General features: G+C 38.1%; 22 protein-coding genes. 14 read left to right on the forward strand and 8 right to left on the reverse strand.

Going from position 1 to position 23,019, the window contains the following annotated elements:
* Nucleotides 1-743: 743 nt before the first annotated feature.
* Nucleotides 744-1,130 (reverse strand): Rid family hydrolase, encoded by a 387-nt coding sequence (locus DCO56_RS08825; RefSeq protein ID WP_108633369.1) that lies wholly within the window; start codon nt 1,128-1,130, stop codon nt 744-746.
* A 210-nt stretch (nt 1,131-1,340) separates the two neighbouring features.
* Here DCO56_RS08825 and DCO56_RS08830 point away from each other — a divergent pair, with 210 nt between their 5' ends.
* The 3 genes from DCO56_RS08830 (at nt 1,341) to DCO56_RS08845 (ending at nt 3,555) form a co-directional block, all read left to right on the forward strand.
* A complete protein-coding gene (locus DCO56_RS08830) occupies nt 1,341-1,826 on the forward strand; it encodes a M14 family metallopeptidase (protein WP_108633370.1) in 486 nt (161 codons plus the stop codon).
* Between the two features lie 63 nt (nt 1,827-1,889).
* Nucleotides 1,890-2,477, forward strand: coding sequence for a hypothetical protein (locus tag DCO56_RS08835; protein WP_108633371.1), 588 nt, complete (start codon nt 1,890-1,892; stop codon nt 2,475-2,477).
* 295 nt (nt 2,478-2,772) lie between these two features.
* Nucleotides 2,773-3,555: an oxidoreductase gene (locus tag DCO56_RS08845; RefSeq protein WP_219929347.1), complete on the forward strand. Its 783-nt coding sequence runs from the start codon at nt 2,773-2,775 to the stop codon at nt 3,553-3,555.
* A gap of 233 nt (nt 3,556-3,788) precedes the next feature.
* Here the strand turns inward: DCO56_RS08845 and DCO56_RS08850 are convergent, their stop codons facing one another.
* Together DCO56_RS08850 and DCO56_RS08855 are read right to left on the reverse strand one after the other, a co-directional pair.
* On the reverse strand, nt 3,789-4,733 hold the full coding sequence (locus DCO56_RS08850; protein WP_108633373.1) for a polysaccharide deacetylase family protein: 945 nt from the start codon (nt 4,731-4,733) through the stop codon (nt 3,789-3,791).
* An 11-nt stretch (nt 4,734-4,744) separates the two neighbouring features.
* A complete protein-coding gene (locus DCO56_RS08855) occupies nt 4,745-5,137 on the reverse strand; it encodes a DoxX family membrane protein (protein WP_108633374.1) in 393 nt (130 codons plus the stop codon).
* A gap of 93 nt (nt 5,138-5,230) precedes the next feature.
* Between DCO56_RS08855 and DCO56_RS08860 the strand changes: the two genes are divergently transcribed.
* Nucleotides 5,231-6,061 carry an AraC family transcriptional regulator gene (locus tag DCO56_RS08860; protein ID WP_108633375.1) on the forward strand — a complete coding sequence of 277 codons (831 nt, stop codon included), beginning with the start codon at nt 5,231-5,233 and terminating at the stop codon, nt 6,059-6,061.
* 323 nt (nt 6,062-6,384) lie between these two features.
* Here DCO56_RS08860 and DCO56_RS08870 read toward each other — a convergent pair whose 3' ends face one another.
* From DCO56_RS08870 to DCO56_RS08880, 3 genes are read right to left on the reverse strand one after another with little or no spacing between them, the layout of a single operon-like run.
* Nucleotides 6,385-8,070, reverse strand: a complete 1,686-nt coding sequence (locus DCO56_RS08870) for a tetratricopeptide repeat protein (protein WP_108633377.1) — start codon at nt 8,068-8,070, stop codon at nt 6,385-6,387.
* A gap of 26 nt (nt 8,071-8,096) precedes the next feature.
* Entirely contained in the window at nt 8,097-9,101 is a 1,005-nt protein-coding gene (locus DCO56_RS08875; protein WP_108633378.1) for a hypothetical protein, read from the reverse strand.
* 36 nt (nt 9,102-9,137) lie between these two features.
* Entirely contained in the window at nt 9,138-9,647 is a 510-nt protein-coding gene (locus DCO56_RS08880) for a hypothetical protein (protein WP_108633379.1), read from the reverse strand.
* A 236-nt stretch (nt 9,648-9,883) separates the two neighbouring features.
* On the opposite strand from DCO56_RS08880, the gene DCO56_RS08885 reads away from it, so the two are divergent.
* The 4 genes from DCO56_RS08885 to DCO56_RS08900 all read left to right on the forward strand — a co-directional run bounded on the left by DCO56_RS08885 (nt 9,884) and on the right by DCO56_RS08900 (nt 14,820).
* On the forward strand, nt 9,884-11,914 hold the full coding sequence (locus DCO56_RS08885) for a histidine kinase (protein ID WP_108633380.1): 2,031 nt from the start codon (nt 9,884-9,886) through the stop codon (nt 11,912-11,914).
* A 5-nt stretch (nt 11,915-11,919) separates the two neighbouring features.
* Entirely contained in the window at nt 11,920-12,657 is a 738-nt protein-coding gene (locus tag DCO56_RS08890; RefSeq protein WP_108633381.1) for a LytR/AlgR family response regulator transcription factor, read from the forward strand.
* A gap of 352 nt (nt 12,658-13,009) precedes the next feature.
* Entirely contained in the window at nt 13,010-13,756 is a 747-nt protein-coding gene (locus tag DCO56_RS08895; protein ID WP_146191004.1) for a nucleotidyltransferase domain-containing protein, read from the forward strand.
* A complete protein-coding gene (locus DCO56_RS08900; RefSeq protein ID WP_108633383.1) occupies nt 13,753-14,820 on the forward strand; it encodes a DNA polymerase beta superfamily protein in 1,068 nt (355 codons plus the stop codon). Before DCO56_RS08895 ends, DCO56_RS08900 begins: the two co-directional genes overlap by 4 nt.
* Before the next feature lie 401 nt (nt 14,821-15,221).
* Here DCO56_RS08900 and DCO56_RS08910 read toward each other — a convergent pair whose 3' ends face one another.
* A complete protein-coding gene (locus DCO56_RS08910) occupies nt 15,222-15,824 on the reverse strand; it encodes a DUF6630 family protein (RefSeq protein WP_108633385.1) in 603 nt (200 codons plus the stop codon).
* Nucleotides 15,825-16,117: 293 nt separating this feature from the next.
* Here DCO56_RS08910 and DCO56_RS08915 point away from each other — a divergent pair, with 293 nt between their 5' ends.
* The 6 genes from DCO56_RS08915 to DCO56_RS08940 all read left to right on the forward strand — a co-directional run bounded on the left by DCO56_RS08915 (nt 16,118) and on the right by DCO56_RS08940 (nt 21,685).
* A complete protein-coding gene (locus DCO56_RS08915) occupies nt 16,118-16,708 on the forward strand; it encodes a TetR/AcrR family transcriptional regulator (RefSeq protein ID WP_108633386.1) in 591 nt (196 codons plus the stop codon).
* A gap of 61 nt (nt 16,709-16,769) precedes the next feature.
* Nucleotides 16,770-17,861, forward strand: a complete 1,092-nt coding sequence (locus tag DCO56_RS08920; protein WP_108633387.1) for an alkene reductase — start codon at nt 16,770-16,772, stop codon at nt 17,859-17,861.
* Nucleotides 17,862-17,910: 49 nt separating this feature from the next.
* Entirely contained in the window at nt 17,911-18,639 is a 729-nt protein-coding gene (locus DCO56_RS08925; RefSeq protein ID WP_108633388.1) for an SDR family NAD(P)-dependent oxidoreductase, read from the forward strand.
* Nucleotides 18,640-18,800: 161 nt separating this feature from the next.
* The gene (locus DCO56_RS08930; protein WP_108633389.1) at nt 18,801-19,802 is read left to right on the forward strand and encodes an NADP-dependent oxidoreductase; all 1,002 of its coding nucleotides are present in this window, start codon (nt 18,801-18,803) and stop codon (nt 19,800-19,802) included.
* Between the two features lie 126 nt (nt 19,803-19,928).
* Nucleotides 19,929-20,831: an AraC family transcriptional regulator gene (locus tag DCO56_RS08935; RefSeq protein ID WP_108633390.1), complete on the forward strand. Its 903-nt coding sequence runs from the start codon at nt 19,929-19,931 to the stop codon at nt 20,829-20,831.
* A 122-nt stretch (nt 20,832-20,953) separates the two neighbouring features.
* Entirely contained in the window at nt 20,954-21,685 is a 732-nt protein-coding gene (locus tag DCO56_RS08940; protein ID WP_108633391.1) for an SDR family oxidoreductase, read from the forward strand.
* Between the two features lie 157 nt (nt 21,686-21,842).
* On the opposite strand, the gene DCO56_RS08945 is transcribed toward DCO56_RS08940, so the two are convergent.
* Nucleotides 21,843-22,547, reverse strand: coding sequence for a TetR/AcrR family transcriptional regulator (locus tag DCO56_RS08945; RefSeq protein WP_108633392.1), 705 nt, complete (start codon nt 22,545-22,547; stop codon nt 21,843-21,845).
* Nucleotides 22,548-23,019 lie beyond the last annotated feature (472 nt).

A 23,019-nucleotide genomic window follows, 5' to 3' on the forward strand; every position in this document is an offset into this window, starting at 1 on the left:
AAATACAGGGAATATGCTCACAAGTGTAGTACCCAATAATAGAGTACCTATCCAGTGCTTAAAAATATAAGACCATCTTAGACTGTGCGACATAATCGGTGTTATTAGATTGAAAACTCAGAGAACAGCTCCAAGTTTGTAGTAATTATCACTGCTAACAACAGGAATAGGTTGATAATGATTCCATGATAATATTTTCTCAAGTCAACATTACCTAAGTTTAGTAATTGACGCTTTTTTGTTAGACTTTTCATCGTTTGGTCAAACGATTTAACGAAAGTAATAATTTATATTAAAAAAATGCGCCATAGATTTTATATGACCACTTTTGGCGCCAAAGCCAAGCGGCAGCTCACTTTTGTTTGCCAATGATCAATGGACTTTTGTAATCGGTTCTCCCGTTAAGGTAACAAAAAATTCATACTTTTCGGTATCTCCCCGGTGGGTAATTTTAGTACTATTCAAAAAGTGGTTGTAATAAAGCTTTTTGACACTAAGATATTAAATAATTATCTATTTGATCAATTGAGGAACTGTGGATGATCATACAAATTGGCATAATGGCGTTAAAAACCGTCTTTAATAGTACAAATTAAGTTAAAGGAGGAATTTCCGAGAGGTTTCGATTATAAATATTCGGGAGCTCAAAACGACAATTTGTTGAATTATAAGACATTGTGTAAGATGCAAAATCTGTCGATGAAAAATCCGATTTTTCATCGACAGATGTCGTGATGCATTGCTTAAATTTTAGCCACAATTTTGATTTCCACTGTTTGTCCGGGTAGAGCCAGCTCCGTCACTCCAATGATTGTACTCGCTACGATGCAATCTTGTCCGTAGAATTCCTTTCCTGTGATTTTTCTTGCCTCAAAACCTGTCTTCATGTCAGTCACATAGATCACTTCCTCGGTGATATGATCGCTAGTTGCATCATATTCCGCCAATAAAGTTTTAATATTTGCATAGGTTTGGCGAAACTGATTTTCCATACCCTCTACAAGTAGCCCATCGCTGTCATGTCCAAGCTGACCTGAGATCCAGATCGTATCACCGTTTTTAACAGACTGGACATAGCCATATACCTTTTCCCAAGGCATATCAAAGGTTTTAAATTCTTTTTTGCTCATGATGATTGTTTTTTTTAGTTAATTCTCAATGCCTGAGCCAATGTGTTTACGATGTTATTAATCAAGGTAATACTGATTTGTCGTCTAAATGATAATTGACGATATTCCGTAAAATGCAAAGCGATTTGTATACGTATTTAGGCGATTTGATTAAGGATCCTTATATTTGCAACTTTATTGCACTATGATATAAATGAAAAAGCTTATAGTATGATACTGCTGTTCTTTGTGTTGCAAGATATACGCGCTCAGGTATCAAGAATCGATCCGTTAATGGATATACCCAAGGCTACAGTTAAAGACACGACTATTCGTTTAAATTCAACTGATCATGATACAGTAGCTATACCCATAACGTATATACGTGGTGCCCAACAGGGACCTACTTTCACCATCATTGCCGGTATTCGCGGTATGGAATACCCCACCATATTATCTTTGCTAGAACTACGGAAAGAAATAAATCCCCAGAGATTAAAATGCAGTCTGATCATAATTCCGATCGTCAATATACCCTCATTTTTTCAGCGGCGTGCATTTGTCAATCCATTGGACAGCCTCAATCTGAATCGTGTATTTCCGGGCGATCCAAAAGGAAGCATCACCGAGGTAATGGCCGATTTTCTTACCCATGAGATTTTTCCCGCGACTCCGCCTGTAAATGAGGGCGAAACATTACTTTGTATTGGCTATTAGCCGCTCCTTGCTATTTCCTAAATTAAAAAATTAGGTGTAATTTTAAATATATGAGCTTATGTTATGATCGTTGAGTTTACTGTTAATGAATCTTTTGATATTCTTTCCCAATTGGCAGCTCAATCCCAAGTCCCTATCTTATCAGATAAACTGACGCTACCCCCTTGGTTAGGAAAAGGATATATAAAAAAGATTAATTTAGATCAGAATTTTAAATTTGTACTTCATCATTATACTTTGGCCCAAGAGCTAATATTAAAACGTTTGCCAAGTCAGGGAGAAAACAAATTAGTTTCAATAGTTTTTAATAGTTTTGAAATCCCCTCAAAGCAGTCATCCGATCAAAACGAGGCCATTGCATTCCTAAGATCAAATAGTTCTGCTATCCAAATATCATCCAGTAACTTTGGAACGCAAAGTTTATTCCCTTCTGGCTCTAAAGTTCATTTTGCTGTTGTGGGTATTGATAGTTCGTTGTTAAAATCAATTCTCCAAATTAACAGCGATAACAGTTGTGTGCTTAAAAACATTTTCGGATCCAAACAACCTTTTTTTATCATGAAAGAATGTCACATGAAATTCAGCTCATTATCACGCAATTGGTTGAAGCTAACGAAGCACATGAGCTATATCATATGTTTTACAGGATAAAGATACAGGAACTTTTGTACCATTTATTCAGCAACCTTCTTAAAAGGGCAGGAGATAATTGCGCTTCCATTACTAATCCTGAGCTAGACAAAATATATGAGACCAGGTCTAGTGTTGTTAGTGACCTTGGGAAACCTCCAAGGCTGTCAGAACTTGCTAAATCTGTTGGAATGAGTGAAAAAAAAATAAAGCTGTTTATTTAAGCAGATATTCCCAGGAATTTTTACGGAAGAGCAAATTGCTGGATGGCGTAAAGTAACCGAGCAGGTGCATAGTAAAAATAGCAAGATTTTTTTTGCAACTCATGCATACAGGCCGTATTGGGCACATCGATAACCTTCCTCCGGGAGCACGGCTGGTCGGCCCATCTGATATCAAAGCCGTCGGAGAGATTTATACAGATTCTAAGGGTAAGCAGGAGCATTCTGTTCCAAGCGCTCTTACCATTACTGAAATCGAAAAAGTTGTGGAAGGCTTTTCTACGGCTGCTATCAATGCTATAAAAGCTGGTTTTGACGGTGTAGAAATCCACAGTGCCAATGGGTATTTGCTGGAACAATTCCTCAATCCAAATGTCAATATCAGAAATGATAAATTCGGTGGGGACGTGATAAATCGGTCGAAGATTATACTAGAAATTGCAAAAAAAACTGTTGCAGCTATCGGCAAAGAAAAAACGGGTATTCGGTTTTCACCCTTTTCAACTTTGGGAAATCTTCAGCCCTATGATCCCGAGCAAGTCCATGATACTTATGTTTATCTGGCTAAAGAATTAAATAAGCTCGGTATTTTGTATATTCATTTTGTTATGTCGCCTAATATCCAGGAAAAGACATTGCAAGCTATTCGTACCTCCTTTGAAAATACAATTATCGCAAGTTCGGGTTATACAGCAGAAACGGCGGAGGCTGCGTTTTCCAATGGCTTCGCCGATATTGTTGCATTTGGAAGAGCTTTTTTGTCAAATCCAGACTATGTAAAGCGCATAGAAATGAATGCACCGCTTAATCAAGTTGATTTTTCTACCCTTTACACAACTGGACAAGAAGGTTATACAGACTATCCGGTATTGGAGTAGGTATGAGTAACTACTGTTTGATGGAGATTTCAGTCCTTGTGATCATCGGTTTACGTAGCGAGTCGACCAGTATTTATTCTCGTCACAAATTATCAATCGTCAGGGAACTTTACTGTTTAAAGTTTACAGATACACACGGGACTTTTCAATTAGCTATATAATTGTTATTGCAGAGGGTTTAACGATTGATGCTGACCCTCTTGCGCTTTTTTATTATTTATTTGAGAAGCCAATCATTCCCTTATCGCAGTTTCGTCTTTAAAGATTAGGTCTGCAATTTCGTCTTTCCGTTTAAAGCTTACGCCTTTGTGCTGCTGCATATAACGGATAATCTGTTCAGTAGCATTTACCATTTGCGGCGTTCCGCCGATTCTGTCATGAAAACTGATCGACAGTTGTCTGCGCTTGGTTTCAGCTTCTTGATAAAGCTGATCAAATTCCATTTTAACCTGACGTACAAATTGATCGGTTGAGTAATGTTCGCCGGCAATCAATTGGATATCGTTGCAGCGAAGGGTATAAGGTATTACAGCAAAGTCCTCGTTTTTTACTTTGATGATAAAAGGTTCATCCCGGCTCAGATCATCAATATGATATCTGAAGCCCAACTCCTGTAGAATGTTTAGTGTATTTTCGCCACGTCGCAACCAGTTGGCGTTATAACCCACGGGGCGAAATCCGGTTGACTGCATAATGGCATCTACGCCATCCTGTATGAATTTCTTTTCCTCTTCGTAAGGAAGATTATACTGTTTACTCCAGTTCATCCCATGTGCTGCCGCTTCGTGACCTCTTTCGACAATTTCTTTTGCCAATTGTGGGTTGTTGAGTACGGCAGAACCGACCATGTGCGACGTAACTTTGATTCCGAGCCTGTCCCAGTTATCAAGCATTCTGGGAATACCTTCCTTATAGCCGTATTGGTACCAGGTTTCGGCGGGAAGATCTTTAAAGCCTTTTTCTATGTTCTGTGGAAACGGGCTTTCAGCATTGTCCGGCTGTCCGCCAGATTCAAACTGCATGGATATGGAGACGATCAAACGTGAGCCGTCTGACCATCTGGAACCAGGTTTTACTGGAGCGCTTTCTTGGACGTTACCTGGACTATTTGTAAAGGGCAATATACTCAACGTACCAAGGACTCCGGTTTGCTTAATAAATGTGCGTCTTGTGGTCATGGATTAAGGTATTATAGATTGAAAAGTTTGTCTAAAGCCCATGAGTTGCTCTGAATAAATTGCAGCAGTAGGGCAAAAAAAGCAAGGTGCAGTAACTGGGAGGGCAGGGCTTCCCAGTTCTCAATCATGGCTGTGCCGAAAAGCAGGATCAGCAATATTCCTGCGCCCATGATTAGTGCAGGTTTTGTAAACAAACCAATCAATAGAAACAGGCCCACTGTGAATTCTGCCACAGGTAGCACATAGCTGAACGGTAGTACCATAGCCTTTGGCAAAAAAGATTTTTCAAAACTGGCGATCATCCATTGGCTGAAAGCGTTTAATTTAGGTAGCCGTACAAGACCGTGGCCAAACATACTGATGGCAATGCCCAGCCGAAGGAGTAAGAAAACTGTTGTATCCATTATCTTATTTTAATTTTATTTGCTAATTCAAAATTGCATCAATCTACCCTCGGAAATCGGTATATTTGGAGGTATTATCGGTAAAAAACTAGGATGAGGTTAAAAACATTGCACAGACCATTTGAAATCGAGCTGCTCACATTAAATGAGTATACTGCCGTTCCTCATAAAAACACCTATTTCGAAATGGTTTTTATCCTGGAAGGAAGTGGTGTTCAGATTATCAATGAGCATGAGCTTCCCTATGATAGCGATAAGCTTTTTTTAATTTTCCCCCAGGATTCACATTCCTTCCGTATAGCCTTGACAACGAGTTTCTTCTTTATTCGATTTAATGAAAGTTACTTAAAAACTCAACATAAAGAATGGGTACAGAAGCTTGAATACATCTTTTACAATCATGACCATTTGCCCGGCTGTATTCTTAAAACGATTACTGATAAGCCAATGGTGAGAGCTTTGGCCGAGGCGCTGTTAAGGGAGCAGCAAAATGGAGGTCCCCATCATCAGGAAGTTATTCAACAGTTGCTGAACACGATCATTTCCATCGCCGCAAGAAATATTGCATCCATCCAAACAGCATATCCTTATCAACCAGCTCATCCGTTGTCAATGCTTGGGTATGTACACCAAAATATCAAACAGCCAGAGGCACTAAAGATTGAAGAGCTAGCTTCCTATTTTCATTTGTCGCCAAACTATGTGGGGGAGTATTTTAAAAAAGAGACAGGGGAGAGTCTGCAAAAGTATATCCGCAGTTACAGGCTGCAGATGATTGAAGCAGCACTTATACATACAAACAGGCGAATTAGCGAAATCGCGCTAGACTTAGGATTTACGGATACCAGCCATCTCAATAAGATGTTCCACCGAGAATATGGGGTAAGTCCAACAACTTTTAGAAAAAGACTGCAAAAAAAATAGGCATTTATAATTCGATTTGAAATCCCCGGCCTGGTGAATACACTTGTTATTCTAGCGTATACGATTAAGTCGCCTTGCTTAAGCAAGGGGAAGTCAAGCTCCGACATCTATATAAAAACTGCACTTGAGCTTAATCTCATGCCATCAAAATATATAATTTTTGAAGATTCGATATCAGGCATTCGAGCAGCCTTTGCTGCGGATATGAGCGTAATGGCAGTACCCGAATCGGAAAGTTTGATGACGAAGGACCCTAAGTAACAAAAAGCGCACCCAAAGTGCGCTTTTGTTTAATACGCTGTTACGGTTTAGAAAGCACTATTTTACTTGCCAAATAATTTTCTTAAAAGACCGTTTGTTGAGTTTTTATTAGCTTCTGCGATTTTTAAGTTTTCAACTGTCGTTGGCAAATTATTATATCTGATGGATTTTTTAAGGCATTCAATTGATTCATCATAGCGTTTCAGATCCAAAAAAGCAATGCCCATGTGTTCATGGATTTCAGCAATAACATCATCAGATACATTATCTTGCTGGGCTAGCGCCTGTATCGCCTGCTCACCATAATGTAGTGTTTTTTCATTATCTCCCAAATGGTATGTACAATGTGTCGCCCAATAGTAACACCAGAAGTCTTGATTTCCTGCGAATATACTACGCTCAAAACTATCGCAGGCCGCTTCATTGTTTTTCATAAAGGCAACTTGTAGATAACCCATATTATATAATGCAACCTGTATAGAACGGTCCTGTTTTTTTTCTTTCGCAAAATTTAGTGCATACCCATAACACTCCATTGCTTTGCTGTAATCGCCTTCCTCTATAAATGAATTCGCCCTGCTGATGAGCAAGCTTGGATTATCGGGCATGCTTTCTAATAATCGATCTGTTTCTTCCGAAATGACTTCAGTCTGGCTTTGTGTACCCAAGGCACTTTCAACCTCGGCTTTGTAAATATAGAAGTTTGTAAAGCAGCGCACCAGCTCTTGATCCTGGCTTATTGGATTGGTGGGATCGAGCTCATAATAGATTTCCAGGCCTAGGTTGATCCACTCCAGTGCCTCTTCATAGTTTTTCAATTCCATATGTAAGTCACATATATTATCAATTGTCGCGAAATAGGTCAGTAAATCCATTTGGTCACCAAAATCTTCGATTAGACATTGACCATCTTGTATAGCGAACTCCAAAAGCCCTGCATCCAAATAAGCTCCAAATCTATTTTGTAGGATGATCATAAAGGAAGATTGATTTATACCTTCGGTACAAATTTCAATCGCTTTTTGATGCTCTTGGCGAGACCGAAACTCACTGGCGAGATTGTTACAGCACATGGCGAAGGTATGGGGGGCATAATTGATGAAATCACCATTTTGCGCTACAATGGCATCCTTGTAGAGCTTATATGCATGTTCATAGCATTGGTATCTCATTGTGGAGAGTCGTTGTGCCTGCTGAGCTGGTATAGCAGTATATTTACCCAATAGGTAGTTGATCTCAACACCGGCATTATAAGCCTCCATACCCGATGTTGTAAAAATGTCAATAGACAGCGTAGCAAAATCAGGGTTGGGATTATGCTGGTTCTGCATGTTGAATAAGCGGATTTGTAAAACAGGAGAGGTAACCAACTCAGCCGCTTTTTTATAATATTTTTTTGCAGCCTCCCAATCTCTAAGCCAGTAAAGTGCCGATCCTGCGTGCCGGTTACAGTTGTAGTTGTCAGGGTCTATATCCAAGCCTTTCTTACTCCATTGTACGCATTCGATAAGCGCTTTTTCCCTGTCGCTTTCAAAAACTTCATTGTAATCAAGGGCTATAATACCGAGTATGGCATATAAATCCGGATTGGGGGATGCTTCAACGAGTGCTGAAATCTGTTTGAAAAGTGATTCTACAATAGTTGGATCCTGAGGCAAGGCATTGCCTTGAATCCAAATTTTGGATGCAGTAGCATAATCTCCTTCAGATAATGCCTTTTCGGCCTGCTGTTGTATATGTTGTTTCATATGATGGATTGAAAAAATAAATACTTTTATCCTATTGTTTTCCAGCTCTCGAATAGCTTTAATTTTTGTGTCAATAGACCAGAGACCTTTTTGTAAAGATCTTCGTCGAATACAATATCATTGAGAAACCGGTCCACGACCTCATAATTTTCCTCACTTAGACGTTCAAATGCATCTTTTTTATTTAGAGCGGATAAAATGATGTCACGGAAATAGAAAGATACGGGATTGCCTTCTGGATCAGTCAGCTTTCTATTGGTCGTGATGTTATACAAGAAAGATGATAAATATTCGACATCTGCTAATTGATTTTTCCAAAGATGGTTATTTAGGTGTTGCTCCACAAAATCTAAAATTTCTTCAGAATCAGGTTTCAGACCTTTTTTGTATAAATCTTTATCAATCAACAAAAGTTGGTTGTCAAATAGCCATTTGATAATAGCGGTGTGTCCCAATCTTAAAAAAGGGAAGTTTTCAAATTCATGGCTGCGATTAAAAAAATCTCTACTGATAATCTCCGACTGCTGCCTTATAGCGATCCAGCTGCTATAAAATGCATTTCCTTTACTACTTTGCGTATATTTTATGGTAATTATATTTTCCGTTCCTTCGGACATCGCATATGCTTTTTCAACCTCGTTTTCGTACGTTGGTTTTCCCATCAATCGCTCGACTTCTTCATGCGGAGCTTCAGGTAATGGCAGTACATCCCAAAAGTCCTTTGGTTTAGAATCGGGATGTTTACTCGAATGATCGACATGGGTGAACATAATACTGCATAAGTAGGCTACGAACTTGCCGCTATCATTGCTTGTGCTTATAGGTGGTTGAAAATGATCGTTTTTTATGTCGTATTTAAACCAAAATGAAATATTTAATGGTTTATAGATGATAGTTTTTGTGCTTTGGTTGGCTGTTATTGTTTTGGGTAGTTTCCCTAATGCATAACGCTCGAAGAACTGGACTATTTTAGGATCGGTGGAAGATAGACCTAGTAATGCTATTAGCTCGCTCTGTTTTAAGGTATTCATGCCTTTATTATAGTATGTTTTTTACTTAAGGAAATTTTATTTTAACGATCGCGTATTTAACCCTGTTAGAATTACACCATCAATAATTAATGATTTGCAACTAAGGTTCATGTAGGAGGTCTCATCATCGTTGACAAAATTGTCATTCATACCGTCCATCACTACCGACTTCAGTTCTATTTTTCGAGATGGAAGCTTACCATAAGAATCCGTTACTGTGATCTGACCGTTCAGGGTTGTGTTTTTTTTCATAAACAGACGTAATAAGGGGATGTCCAGCCGGTCGAATGTAATAACGATATAACAGGGATTGTAGTCATCGGCTACTTGCTGATTCACGGAGTCTTTGGTTGTCATTGTCGATGGTTTATTGAACGAGATAGAAACCGTCGTTAGCTTTGAAATGGTTGTCTCTTTGCCATCTTGTAATGACAATTCAATCTTCATTCTATTTCGCTCCCATTGTTGGGCATGGGCTACATTGACAAATAATATAGTGGCAAGGAACAGCAGAAGCACAGGCTTGAATTGTGTAGAGATTTTCATGTTTTTTTTAATTTACTATACAAGATTAAATATTCAATAACAGACTAGATCGTATTGATTTGTAACCGGTAGGTTTGAATATGTATTTGGCTTGTGTGGGTTTTTAATTATTTCTTGTCAACGTTTGTATATATATCTGCATATTCATTTATGGATTGGAAAACAAAATGCTGAGGGTACCGATTTCTACCTTTTAAGACTTTATTTATTAAATTAGCAGGGTCTTAATAAACTGAATGGAAGCAATTGTTAAGTTTTTGAATATCTATTTGGCTACCGGGCGAACAGCTTTGTCTATTCTAGTTCTGATGTTTATACTTCTTTGTACCATGAAGGTTTCTGCACAGCAACAGACTCAGATTGAGAAAATGGCTGCAGAAGGTTACGCGATGCGCTTCTCTGACACCATTGCAAGTTTGCGTATTCAGCAAGAAGCTCTTTTTCTTGCAAAAAAAAATAATAGCAGGGTTGATGAAGCCATATGTTATGCCTATTTGGCAATGACCTATAGACGTCTTCTCCAACTTAAGGAATTCACCCGGTATGCAGAGCAGTCCTATGGAATAGCTAACACAACAGCTGATAGCCGCGCGATTGCCTATTCCAATTGGGCTATGGGGCTTCTGCGGTCTTATATTGACGATAAGGCAGGCGCTGTGGATTATATGCTAAAAGCATATGGTTTATTCGCGCAGTTGAATGAATATTCTTATTGTGCTAAAATAGGAGCAGACGTTTCTTATCTCTTTTATCCAGGCTCAGAAGTTAACATGAGGAAATATGCTGACGAAGCACTCCGCTTTGCAGAGAAATCCAATGATCCGGAAAGTATATTACATGCCCGGTTGGCGGTTGGAAGCTATCTGCTGGAAAGCGCTTCTTCTAATGACTCGCTATTATGGAAGCAAGCTGTCTCTTTTTACAAAAAAACTATCCATCAAGCGGAGCAGGTTGAGGAATTCATTGTCAGTAAAAGCAATATCGGTATCGCTCATCTAAATATAGCCGCGTTGTATATGAATGCTCCTAAACTTATTGATGAAAAAGCATTTTTATCTCATCTGGAACAAGCGACCCATATAGGCAGAAAATATAACTTAAGGAATATTTATCGGAGTTCGCTGGGGCTCAGGGGACAATTTTTCATACAGAAAGGGGACTATCGGACTGCTGAAAATCTTTTTAAAGAAGGGATAGCCTATCAACAGACATTACCTTATAAAGATAACGATTTATTGGCTGCATTTTTTGGCTGTCTTAAGGAGCTTGCTTCCAAAGAAAAAGATTATGCCGCATACCATGAGTATGATATCTATTTCAATAAGTATAATAAGCTGAAGTATGATGAGGAGATGCAAAAAATATTGCAGAATACCGATGCCCGGTTTGAGTCGGAGAAAAAATTGGAATTGATCAAACAGTTGGAAAAGGAAAATGAACTTGAAAAAAAGAACAAATTTTTGAGCTATGGTATCTCTGGAGTTCTTTTGGCGGGTTTAGTATTTGTGTACAGATCTTATTATTACAGACAACGATATTATCAAAATAGGGAAGATATCCTGCAGCAAAAGCAGACTAATAGCGAGTTAAAGGTCCAGTTGATGGAAAAGGAATCCTTGGAGATCCTGGCGGATAAATTGTCAATCGAGCGAAGATTACTCCAGTCTCAGATGAACCCTCATTTTATTTTCAATCTTTTGGGGAATATCCAAAGTATGATTCTGAAAAATGACCGGTTAATAGCCATTTCCTATCTGGGTAAATTTGCTAAACTGACCCGACAGGTATTGGAACAATCGCGTATGGATCGTATCAGTCTGGAGCTAGAGGTTCAAACATTGAAGAATTATATGGATCTGCAACAATTGCGACTTAATCATAGTTTTGATTACTATATTGACATGGATGAAACAGTTGATCCGAATGTACATATACCGCCATTGCTCTTGCAGCCCTTTGTCGAAAATGCAATTGAACATGGATTGAAGCCTCTGGCCGATTTACGGCATGGATTTTTGAAGATTTCATTTCACCTCCGTATGGATGCTGATGTTCTTGAATGTACAATTACAGACAATGGTATTGGATTAGAGGAGTCAAGAAGCAAAAAAAAGAATGTACCACATACCTCCTTATCGACAAAGATAACAGATGAAAGGCTCGCTCTGCTATACCCCGATAATCCATTTGTCCAATTAAAAATGACTGATAGAAAGGACGTTGAGGGGGCAGGCTGCCACGTCTTTTTATCGATTCCTTTAATTTAAACACTATGTATAAAACTATTCTTGTAGAAGATGAATATTACCTGAGAGAAGCATTAACGATTTTATTGGAAATGGTAGCACCAGAAAAAATACAGGTCATCGGTTATGCTGAAAATGCTGAAGAAGCGGTCAAACTGATCGATCGGCTAAAGCCTGATCTGGTGTTTATGGATATCATCTTAAAACGAGGGACAGGTTTTGATGTGCTTAACCAGGTTACCTACAAAGCGTTCCAGTTGATTTTTACTACGGCTTATGAGGAGCATGCCATTCGTGCTTTTAAGTTTAATGCGCTAGATTATTTGCTGAAACCTATTGACTCCGAAGAACTCAAAGGGGCAATAGATCGGTTGGTGGACCGGAAAGCACTGAAAGAATTAGATGCCCATTTACAGCAACTCGCTACAGATTACAAAAAAACACCCGATAGGATTGTATTACCTACCCAAGAAGCTATGCATGTAGTCAAGGTGGATGATATTCTGCGATGTGAAACCTCAGGTTCTTACACCACATTTATGCTGGTGGATGGCAAGAAGATCATTGTTTCCAAGCCGCTCAAACACTATGAAGATATCCTTACTCTCCCTCAATTTATGCGCATACATCAGTCCCATATGATTAATATGAAATACGTAGTCAGCTATTCAAGAGAGGGTATTGTACACATAGAAGATGGAAGTTCAATACCCATATCGCGGTCCAATAAAGAAATATTTTTTAAACACATGAAGCCGTCATAAGTTAAAATGGGTGGCTACAACCGTGGAAATTTAAATCAGGATTTTAGATGCGAAAAGTACTTTGTATAATTTTAAAGGATTTCCAGGAATACAAAAAAATGTTGTAAGATCTATTTAGGACTAAGGGTTAAATCTGTAAAGTTTTTTTGGACGATACGAATCACAAATCTACGCTACGCAATCTATCTGCGTACTTTTATATTCCTGTGTAAGCTTCATTTTTTTTGAGAAAATTATCTTGCTGATAATAAGTGATCTACTGGTGTTTTTATTCTCTTTTTTTAATGCGCAAAAAGGCTTCAGTATCGTAATCAATCTTTGTGTTAATGAAAATTTAAAAAAGCACGAAGAAATGAAAGCACATATCATCAAGAAGCTAATGGAGATAGAAGCGAGCGAAGGAGTACGTATACTTTTCGCCTGTGAATCAGGAAGTCGGGGTTGGGGATTTCCGTCAATCGACAGTGATTACGACGTTCGGTTTATTTATATAAGAAAAGCGGAGGACTACACCCGCTTGTTTCCGCTGCCTACCGAAATGCGGTTTCCGATAATCGATGACCTTGATATCGCAGGATGGGATCTGTTTAAAGTACTCACATTACTGTATAAGAGTAATGTCAGTCCATTTGAATGGATCCAGTCACCAGTGGTCTATCACGAGTTTAACGGATTCAAAATAAGTTTTAGGACAATGATGGAAAATTATTTTGATGCACGTAGGCACGTCCATCATTATTTAGGGATCGTCCGCAGTAAACTAGGAGATCTTCAACTGGAAACGATGAAGCTCAAAAGCTTATTTTATATCCTAAGATCTTTACTTGCAGCAGACTGGAGTATGACCTATCGCAGTTATGCGCCCATGACATTGGCAGAACTATCCGTAGTATTGCCTGATGTTGTTATGAACGAAGTTATGGAATTGCGCCAGTTGAAGAGCCAAGTCGATGAAGGGTTTATATACAGCTGTTCAGCGACCATAAGGAGCTACATTGAAACAAGGCTAATAGATTTAGAGAATCAAGTAAAACAGGTTCCCGTGTCTATATCGGATAAAGAAGGACTGGAGAAATACTTTAAAATTCTATTAAGATGACTATAAACGAACTTCGAAAGAACGGGCTGATCCTGTTTGAGGCTGTTGTCGGCAGCCGGGCATATGGATTGGCCACAGCATCTTCCGACACCGATATCAGGGGGGTATTTTATCTGCCCCTGGAATATTACTTGGGCGGTCAATATATTGCCCAGGTGGCTAATGCCAGCAATGATGAAGTTTATTATGAGCTTGGGCGTTTCGTAGAACTCCTTTCAAAGAGTAATCCTAATATCATGGAGCTTTTGGCTAGTCCTGCCGATTGCATAGTATATAAAGATCCACTAGTTGATCAATTTAAAATGCAGGATTTTATCACGCGAGAGGCAGCTATGACTTTTGCGCAATACGCCATGGTACAGGTGCGGAAGGCAAAAGGATTGAATAAGAAAATCAACAATCCAATGGATCGTGAACGTAAAAGTTTGCTGGATTTCTGCTTTATCATAGCTGGTCACGGAAGTTTATCGTTGAAAGAATGGTTAAGCAGCCGGCAGTGGAAACAGGAAAACTGTGGTTTAGCAAAGATTGAACATGCAAAGGGAATGTATACTCTGTATTATGATCAGAGCCAGACTCTAGGTTACAAAGGTGTCGTGGCTACACTGGAGAGTAATGAGGTTTCTTGCAGTTCTATCCCCAGGGAAGAAACACTTTGTGCGTACCTCTTTGTTAATCACGAAGCTTATTCATCTTATTGCAAGGCCTATAATGAATATTTTAGTTGGGTGTCGGCACGCAATGAAGCGCGCTTTGAGGGGACAATGAATCATGGCCAGGGCTATGACGCCAAAAATATGATGCATACCATACGTCTATTGCAACAGGCAAAAGAGATTTTGTCGAAAAGGGAACTACAGATACAACGTCCCAATAGGGTAGAACTCCTGCGCATCAAGAATGGCGCCTGTAGCTATGATGAACTTTTTGACTGGTCGCACGAGCTCTTTGAGGAAATTCGAGAACTCTGCTTGCACAGTTTACTTCCGGTAGCGCCAGATCAGGTTAAGCTAAGGCAGCAATTGGTGGACATACGTACGCAGCTGTATCATGTCAAACTTTAATTTCTTATGCAAGGGTTTAGTCCTTTGTTAATGGTAAAAATCTTTTGAACAACTTTTTTGAACAAATTAAGAATTAAGTAAGCCTCGTTTTTCGAGAAATCATTGTGGCTTTCATCTTGCAATGTGATAAATTGATCAGTAGCCTTTAATAGTTTTAAGAGCTTAACAAAGGAACCATAATAGACCGCTGTATCCCTGTTGCCGTGAAAAATAATCACAGGACATTTTACTTTCTTTAGGAAAAAGGCATTATCAAAACTATAGGGAATATTGGTGGTGTCCAGTTCAGGAGCCACATCATTTGTCCAGTCTTTTTATATCCGGCAAAATAGCATTGGTGTGCCTGACCAGGTTCAAATTGAAAGGTCGAGTTTGAAGAGCTCGACCTTTTTTTGTAAGTGTTAAATATAATCTTTGCTAACCTTAAATTTTGAGTTACCTTGGCTATCGAAAATTACTGTACCGCACTCCTCGCAGGTATCATCAGTAAGTGATTCGCCCATTTTCAACTGCCAAACATTCATACTACCACAGCTACAGTACACCGTGTAAAGAACTTCTCCGGTTTGGCTTCCCCAGGGTCTGAAATTCCAAAAGTTATCACCTGCTTTTTTGATTCGTTTACTGTTCTCCTTTTCAATAACAGCTACGTAATAGCTATCGTTACCTAAATCAAGTAGCACTATTTCAAAACTTTTATTTTTAAGCTCATCATTTGATGCTTTCAGAAGGGCGGGAACGAAATCTCCGGGTGTAACGGCCTGCTCATTTGCCATCTGATAAGCTGGAGTAAAATCCATCGACGCCTCCGAGCCAAATGCTATTGCCCGGTCTTGTAAGAAGCTGCCAATCTCATTTAAATAGGACTCTCCCTTCCAGTCTATCTGTAATAGGATTCGATTATCCAGTAAATAATTCAGCATATCATCATCGCTAAATTTTTCGGCAGGCAAGTTTTGCTGTTCCTCAGCTGATATAATGTAAGAAAATGCAGTTGTTTTCATTGTTTAATTAAAGGATTGTTCAATTTACTTATTTTTCTGCTTATTTCATCGTTTTCATCGACGCATCAAATTTTTTATATTAAATAATCGATAGACGAATTTACTTCCTCATTTGCAACAACCAAAGGCTTTATCTCCGCTCTTGGAAAATCCAATGTACCCACAAGTTCCGGAAAGAGGAAATTCAACTTCTCATCATTCAGAATGCGCTATGTTAAAATATACTAAAAAGTATATTTTACTTGTTTTTGAAATATACTTTTTAGTATATTTGCAAAGTAAATTAAAAGACGATGTTAACAAAAGCAGAAAAAACGAAGTTATTTATCCTAGAGACAGCAAGCCCGCTTTATAATGAGAAGGGGATTTCTGGCGTAAGCATAGATGAGGTTTTGGAAGCGACCAAATTAACAAAGGGTTGTATTTATGGACATTTTAACGGAAAAGATGATCTATCCGAACAGGTAGTGGACTTTTCATTAAAAAAAATGTCACAAAAGCTGGCGGGTGTTGTTTCCCAGGGTAAAACCGCAAAAGAAAAGATTTTTTTATATCTCGATTTTCATAAGAACCCAATCGATACCTATATCGCTGGTGGCTGCCCGATTTTTAATACCGCTGTTGAAGCAGATGATCATTTTCCGTCTATTAAAAATAAAGTTGCAACAGTTCTAGAAACAGGAATGCAGGGGCTTTCAATTATTTTAAAGGATGGTATTGCTAATGGTGAGTTTTCAAAAGAACTCAATGCGGATGTTTTTGCTTTTAAAATAATGTCAGCAGTGGAAGGAGGAATTGTCATTAGCAGAACAATAGATTCTAAAAAATTGATGATCGAACTTATAAAAGATCTTAAGAAAGAATTAGAGCACTATTCGCTGTAATTTTTTTTAATATAAAATATACTAAAAAGTATATTTTGGAGAAATGAATTAAAAATAAGATATGAGTAACAAATTATTTGAAAGCTACGAGCTTAGCGGAAAAACACTCAATAACAGAATGGTAATGGCTCCTATGACAAGAGCCCGTTCCGCTAATTGGGGTAATGTTGCAACAGAGCTGACAGCAACTTATTACGCACAGCGTGCAACAGCCGGACTTATCATTACCGAAGGTACGTTTATCAGTGAGGAAGGAATCGGGTTTATTAACGTTCCTGGTATATATACAGATAAACAAGTAGAAGGTTGGAAGCTAGTGACCAAAGCAGTTCACGAAAAACAAGGCAATATCTTTGCACAGTTGTGGCATACAGGAGCGTATTCACATCCTGATCTGCATGAAGGAAGATTACCATTGGCTCCTTCAGATTTTAATCCTGAGCAGAAAGCTTTTACAGCTGAAGGTTTTAAGCCTACAGTTACCCCCCAACCAATGACGGTTGAAGATATCAGGAGAACGGTTGAGGATTTTAAACAAGGGGCTATCAATGCGATTGCGGCAGGTTTTGATGGGGTAGAGTTACATGGAGCAAATGGCTATCTTTTACAACAATTCTTTAGCAAAAATTCTAATTATAGAACCGATGAATACGGAGGCTCAGCTGAAAATCGTGCCAGAATTCTTTTTGAAATATTAGAGGCCATCAAAGAAACTGTTGATCTCAAAAAAGTAGGTGTCCGTCTTAATCCGTCTCTAAATGGAATCATGGGGATTTCTGTAGATGATGAAACCATTGCAACATATGACTATATCGTTACCAGATTAAATGATTACGGTTTAGCTTATATTCATCTAATAGAGCCTTTTACAGATGTCACAGGTAATGACAATGCCATTCAGGAAGTGGCAAAACATTTTCGGAAAATTTATAACGGCACTATTATTATCAATCGTGCTTTTAACAAAGAGACAGCAACACAGGTTTTGGAAAATAACGATGCAGATTTGGTTTCTTTTGGAGTTCCGTTTATTGCCAATCCGGATTTGGTCGAGCGATTTAAAACTGATTCAGCTCTTAACGCTCCAGATCAAGAAACCTTCTATACACCGGGAGAAAAGGGGTATACAGATTATCCTTTTCTTAACCAATAAATTATTACAAAAACAAAGTATCATACAATATTAAATAAATTCAATCAAAATGAAAACTACAGGAAATACCATATTTATCAGTGGCGGAAGTGCCGGAATAGGATTGGCAATTGCTAAAAAATTAAATGAGGCTGGGAATAAAATCATTATCAACGGGCGTAGCGAAGAACGTCTTCAAAAAGCTTTAGTGGAGTTGAAAGATGCAGTAGCAATTCAAGGTGATTTATCAGTGGAAGCAGACAGAATTCGTATTGCAGAAGACTTGAAAACGAATCATGCTGATGTTAATATTATCATCAACAATGCCGGAGCAGCTTTTGGATATCTATTGAGTGAAACCACCAATGCACACGAAAAAGCATTGATTGAAATGAACACCAACTATTTTGCAATCATCCATTTTACAGAATTAATGATTCCACACTTGTTAGGAAAAGAAGAATCTGCCGTAGTGAATGTATCATCCATAGCGGTATTTGGAAGTCATAAATTCTTACCAACTTATGGAGCGACTAAAGCAGCGTTACATAGTTATACAACTGCTTTAAGAAAAACTTATGAAGAGCAGAAAAACCTTCAGATCTATGAAGTTTATCCTCCATTGGTCAATACAGAATTTTCTGCTGAAATAGGTGGAGCGGCAGGAATTGAGCCAAGTGAAGTAGCGGATGAGCTATTGATTGGATTAGAAACTAACCTATTTGATATTCCGGTAGGAGATACCAAGATCTATGCAGATGCAATCGGTGAAGCTATGTCTAAATTAGCGCATGCATAAGAATTGGTAGTCGGTGTTACTCCGTTAAATTTGGGTATCCCGAGTGATAAATATTTACAGGGGGCTATTTATTTTCCTTAACCGAATTGCGCCGGATAAAGCCTATCAATTGGTTAATAAGAAAGAGCATTACCAATCTATCCAATAAAAACAAATTTTTTATGAAAGCATTTGTAGTTCAAAATTATGGTAAAAAAGAGGATCTCACACTCCGTGAGGTTAGCAGGCCGATTATAGGGGAGGCTGAGGTCCTGGTTGAAATCTATTCAGCAGGAATCAATCAATTGGATACTAAAATCCTATCTGGTGAGTTTAAACAGATATTACCGTATAAAACACCATTTATTCTGGGGCATGATTTGGCTGGTACTGTCATTGAAACAGGTTCAAAAGTTACAAAGTTTAAAATTGGAGATGAGGTGTATGGCCGTCCTTCCGACCATCACATCGGAACCTTTGCTGAATATTTAGCAGTCGGAGAAAAAGATCTGGCTTTAAAACCAAACAACCTTTCCATGGACGAAACAGCAGGTGTTCCCCTTGTGGCTCTGACCGCTTGGCAAGCTTTGGTAGAAATAGGGAAAGTAAAGAAAGGACAAAAAATATTTATACAGGCAGGATCCGGAGGAGTTGGTATTGTTGCCATTCAGTTGGCAAAATATTTAGGTGCTACTGTTGCCACTACAGCTGGAAAAGCAAGCTTTCCAATGCTTAAGGAATTAGGTGCTGATGTTTTAATTGACTATAAAACGCAGGATTTTGAAGCCGTTTTGAAAGATTATGATTTGGTCTTGAACAGCCAAGATAGCAAAACGCTTGATAAGTCGCTGAATGTGTTAAAAAAAGGAGGTAAGGTAATCTCTATATCCGGTCCGCCCACACCCGAATTTGCAAAGGAAATCCATGCATCTTGGCTTATCAAGATGATACTATCACTTATAAGTTTAGGCGTTAGAAGGAAAGCCAACAAAAAGGGGGTTAGTTATCAGTTTTTATTTATGAAATCCAGTGGCGAACAGCTTGAGCAAATTACAAAACTTATTGAAGATGGAATTATTAAAACCATAGTAGATAAGACTTATCCTTTCTCCCATACCAATGAAGCATTGAATTATGTGGCAACTGGAAGAGCAAAGGGAAAGGTTGTGGTGAAAATAAAATAGCATGGCTTACCACATCTTTACTACGTTGTTTATACGGAGCCTATATATCTCATTTTGGTCCATAGTTTCTTTATTTCGCAAGAGGAGATATACAAAGTCATGGACAAATTTTAACTATTATTGTATATGAAAATTTCTGATGAAATCTCGCCTAAAACATTTCAAGGCAATGGTGTGGAAAGAGGTAGACAAACAAGTGACTTAGATGAATTTCATATAGTTGACATCGGTGCAATAGACAGCACTTTGTTTCCATTGGAATATAGCCGTAAAATATTTTATACGGCCACCTTACTTCAGGGTAATTATATACTTGAATTTGAGGACCGGAACATTGAGATCTTCGGAAATTCTTTACTTTTCACTACTAACAAAATACCTTTTGGCATACACGCTATCGATGGTTATAAAGGACTTAGCTGCGTATTTAAAGAAGAATTCATCACCAAATCGAACAGTGGCTATCGTTTGCTTGAATTACCGATCTATAAGCCGGGGAGACAGAATATCTATTTTCTTACAGAAGCGCAGGCCAGAAATTTTATCACTATCTATACTAAGATAGATAACGAATCAAAAGCTGACAGCGACTTTAAATTCAATCTTTTACGAAACTATCTGCTTGAAATCATTTTCAATGCCCAAAAGCTCGAAGCTGCCAGCTCATTTGTGAAAACAAATAGTACGGCTGAGGTTATAGCTTGCTCTTTTATCAGATTGTTAGAATCACAATTCCCCATAGATTCGCCACAGGACATTATAAAATTAAGAACCTCAAAAGATTTTGCGGATGAACTTGCTCTCCATCCGAATTACCTCAATCGACAGGTAAAATTATCTAGAGGTAGAACGGTAAGTGATATTATCGCAGCACGACTTGTACAAGAAGCGAAAATTCTATTAAAGCTAACCAATTGGCAAATTGCTGAAATTTCATACGTACTAGGTTTCGAAGAGCCTTCTCACTTCAATCTTTTTTTTAAAAAACATGCTAATGCTTCTCCTACGCAATACAGGAAGCTAAAATAAGAAAAATTTGTTCGCAGTGAGACAGCATTGTAAGTTTGATTTTAGTAAGGATTGGTTTTAATTATACTAACTCCGATTATACCTTCGGTTCTACCTTTGCATAGTAATTTAAAAGATTTTATATGACAAAGATAGCATTAGTAACAGGAGCCAATAAAGGGATTGGTTTTGAAACAGCCAAAAAATTAGCACAACAGAACATCAAGGTTTTATTAGGGGCAAGAAATGAAAATGAAGGTAAAAGGGCAGAAGAGACACTTCGAAGCCTTTCACTAGATGTGACTTACATAAAACTGGATGTCAGTTGTTCGGCTGATATAGAAAATGTCAGAAATCTTATTGAAAATAATTATGGTTCATTGGATATTCTGATCAATAATGCAGCTGTATTTTTGGACAGCTCTTGGTTTGGAAATAACATTGAAACTGTTCCAATACAAACCCTTCGAAATACTTTTGATATCAATTATTTTGGTACAGTGGAGCTAACCCAGTCATTATTGCCGTTGATTAAAAAAAGCAAGGCTGGGCGTATTGTCAACATCAGTAGTGTTTCCGGTTCCTTCGCAGCCCATTTGGATGAATCCCATTGGATTTATACTCTGAAGCCTTATGCATACAGTGCTTCAAAAACAGCTCTTAACCAGTTTACAGTATTTTTAGCCAATGCACTTCGTGAGACCAATATAAAAGTTAATGCAGCGAGTCCGGGATGGGTACAGACTTCAATAGGCTCAGAGCAGGCTCCACTTACCCCAGAAGAAGGCGCTAAGACGGGTGTTTCATTAGCTTTGTTGGATGAGGATGGACCAACTGGAACATTTTCCCAGGCCGGCGAGCCTTTGCCCTGGTAAGAAAACTTGGTATTTCAATTATTTTTGAACTATTTTATTTTAAACCTTATTAAAAAAAAATGACGACTAATTAGTAGTCATTTTTCGATAGTAGTGTTTTCTTAGGAAAGTACTACTATTTTTTATGGATTCGGACTGAGATGGCGTAGTAATAATTCTATTGTTTCCACTTTTCTAAAGTCTCATTAGCCTCATATAAATTGATGACTTTTTTCTGGGCAGCTATAATAGCCGCTTGGTGTGCAATGGTTTCCTTTTGCTTTTTGATCTCTCGCGCTAGCAAGCTCATTTTATTATGTGAGATATCTTTATTTGTCAGATTATCTATAACGGATTGCTTAAGGCTGGTGAGACTTTTATGTGCCTTACCTAGACGAGATAAAATAGGGAACATTGCCAAAATGTTTAAAATTTCAATCGACTTATCCTGCGGGTTTTGGGTAGTTACAAATTGATTTTTAGTTATTCCTTCTTCAATGACGGAAGTAAGCCAATCAGCAAGAAAATCGTAAAATTTACCTACTTCCAATTTGATATTAGTATCTATATTATTCATATCTGAGGAAACAGAAACAATGGGACACATCTGTCCTTTATTAGCTAAATCCACATAAAAGTCGATCAGTAGGGAAAGCTTTTCCTGTGGATTCTTCTCCGATATGGCTTCAAATAAAGCGGCTTGTATATTTTGAGAATAATGTATTATTTCGACGATTAGGTCTGATTTGGTGGGGAAATAATAATGTATCGAAGAAGTTTTAATTCCGATTGCGTTTGCAATATCATGGAAACTGAATGCATTAAAACCAATGTTAGATAACATCTCTGCTGCTGTATTGACTATTTTCTCTTTTGTTGTCATAATCTATCTACTAGTAGGTAGATAAATATAGGGTTTTTTATTGCAAATAGATTAGCTGAATTTAATTTTGTTAAGGTCGTATTGTATGATCAATGTTTTATCTTCGAAGGCAGATTTTAACGATTCAAAGGTTTTAAAAATGCTGTAACCTAAATTAAAGCCAAAGGAATTCCAGGATTAATCATTGAACCGTTATGGGAAATTCTGTTGCCGTTGCACGGGCAAAATAACAACTGAGCAAGATAAAGCCTATGCGCATCGTTTTCGGAATTAAAGAAGAATCGCAAATGACATTTCTATTAACCCAAGTACTGTGGCTGAATTTGGAAGGTTAAAGCTTCGAATTAAGGATTATAAAGAAGATCCGAATGACTATGGCCTATGCGGTAAACTGTACGAATTTATTTGTATTTTTAATCCTGTAGGCACAGTGCCTGAGAGTGAATTTGTAAACCGTAATACCAAGTGTGTA

Source organism: Sphingobacterium athyrii (assembly GCF_003071065.1).
GTDB classification, from domain to species: domain Bacteria; phylum Bacteroidota; class Bacteroidia; order Sphingobacteriales; family Sphingobacteriaceae; genus Sphingobacterium; species Sphingobacterium athyrii.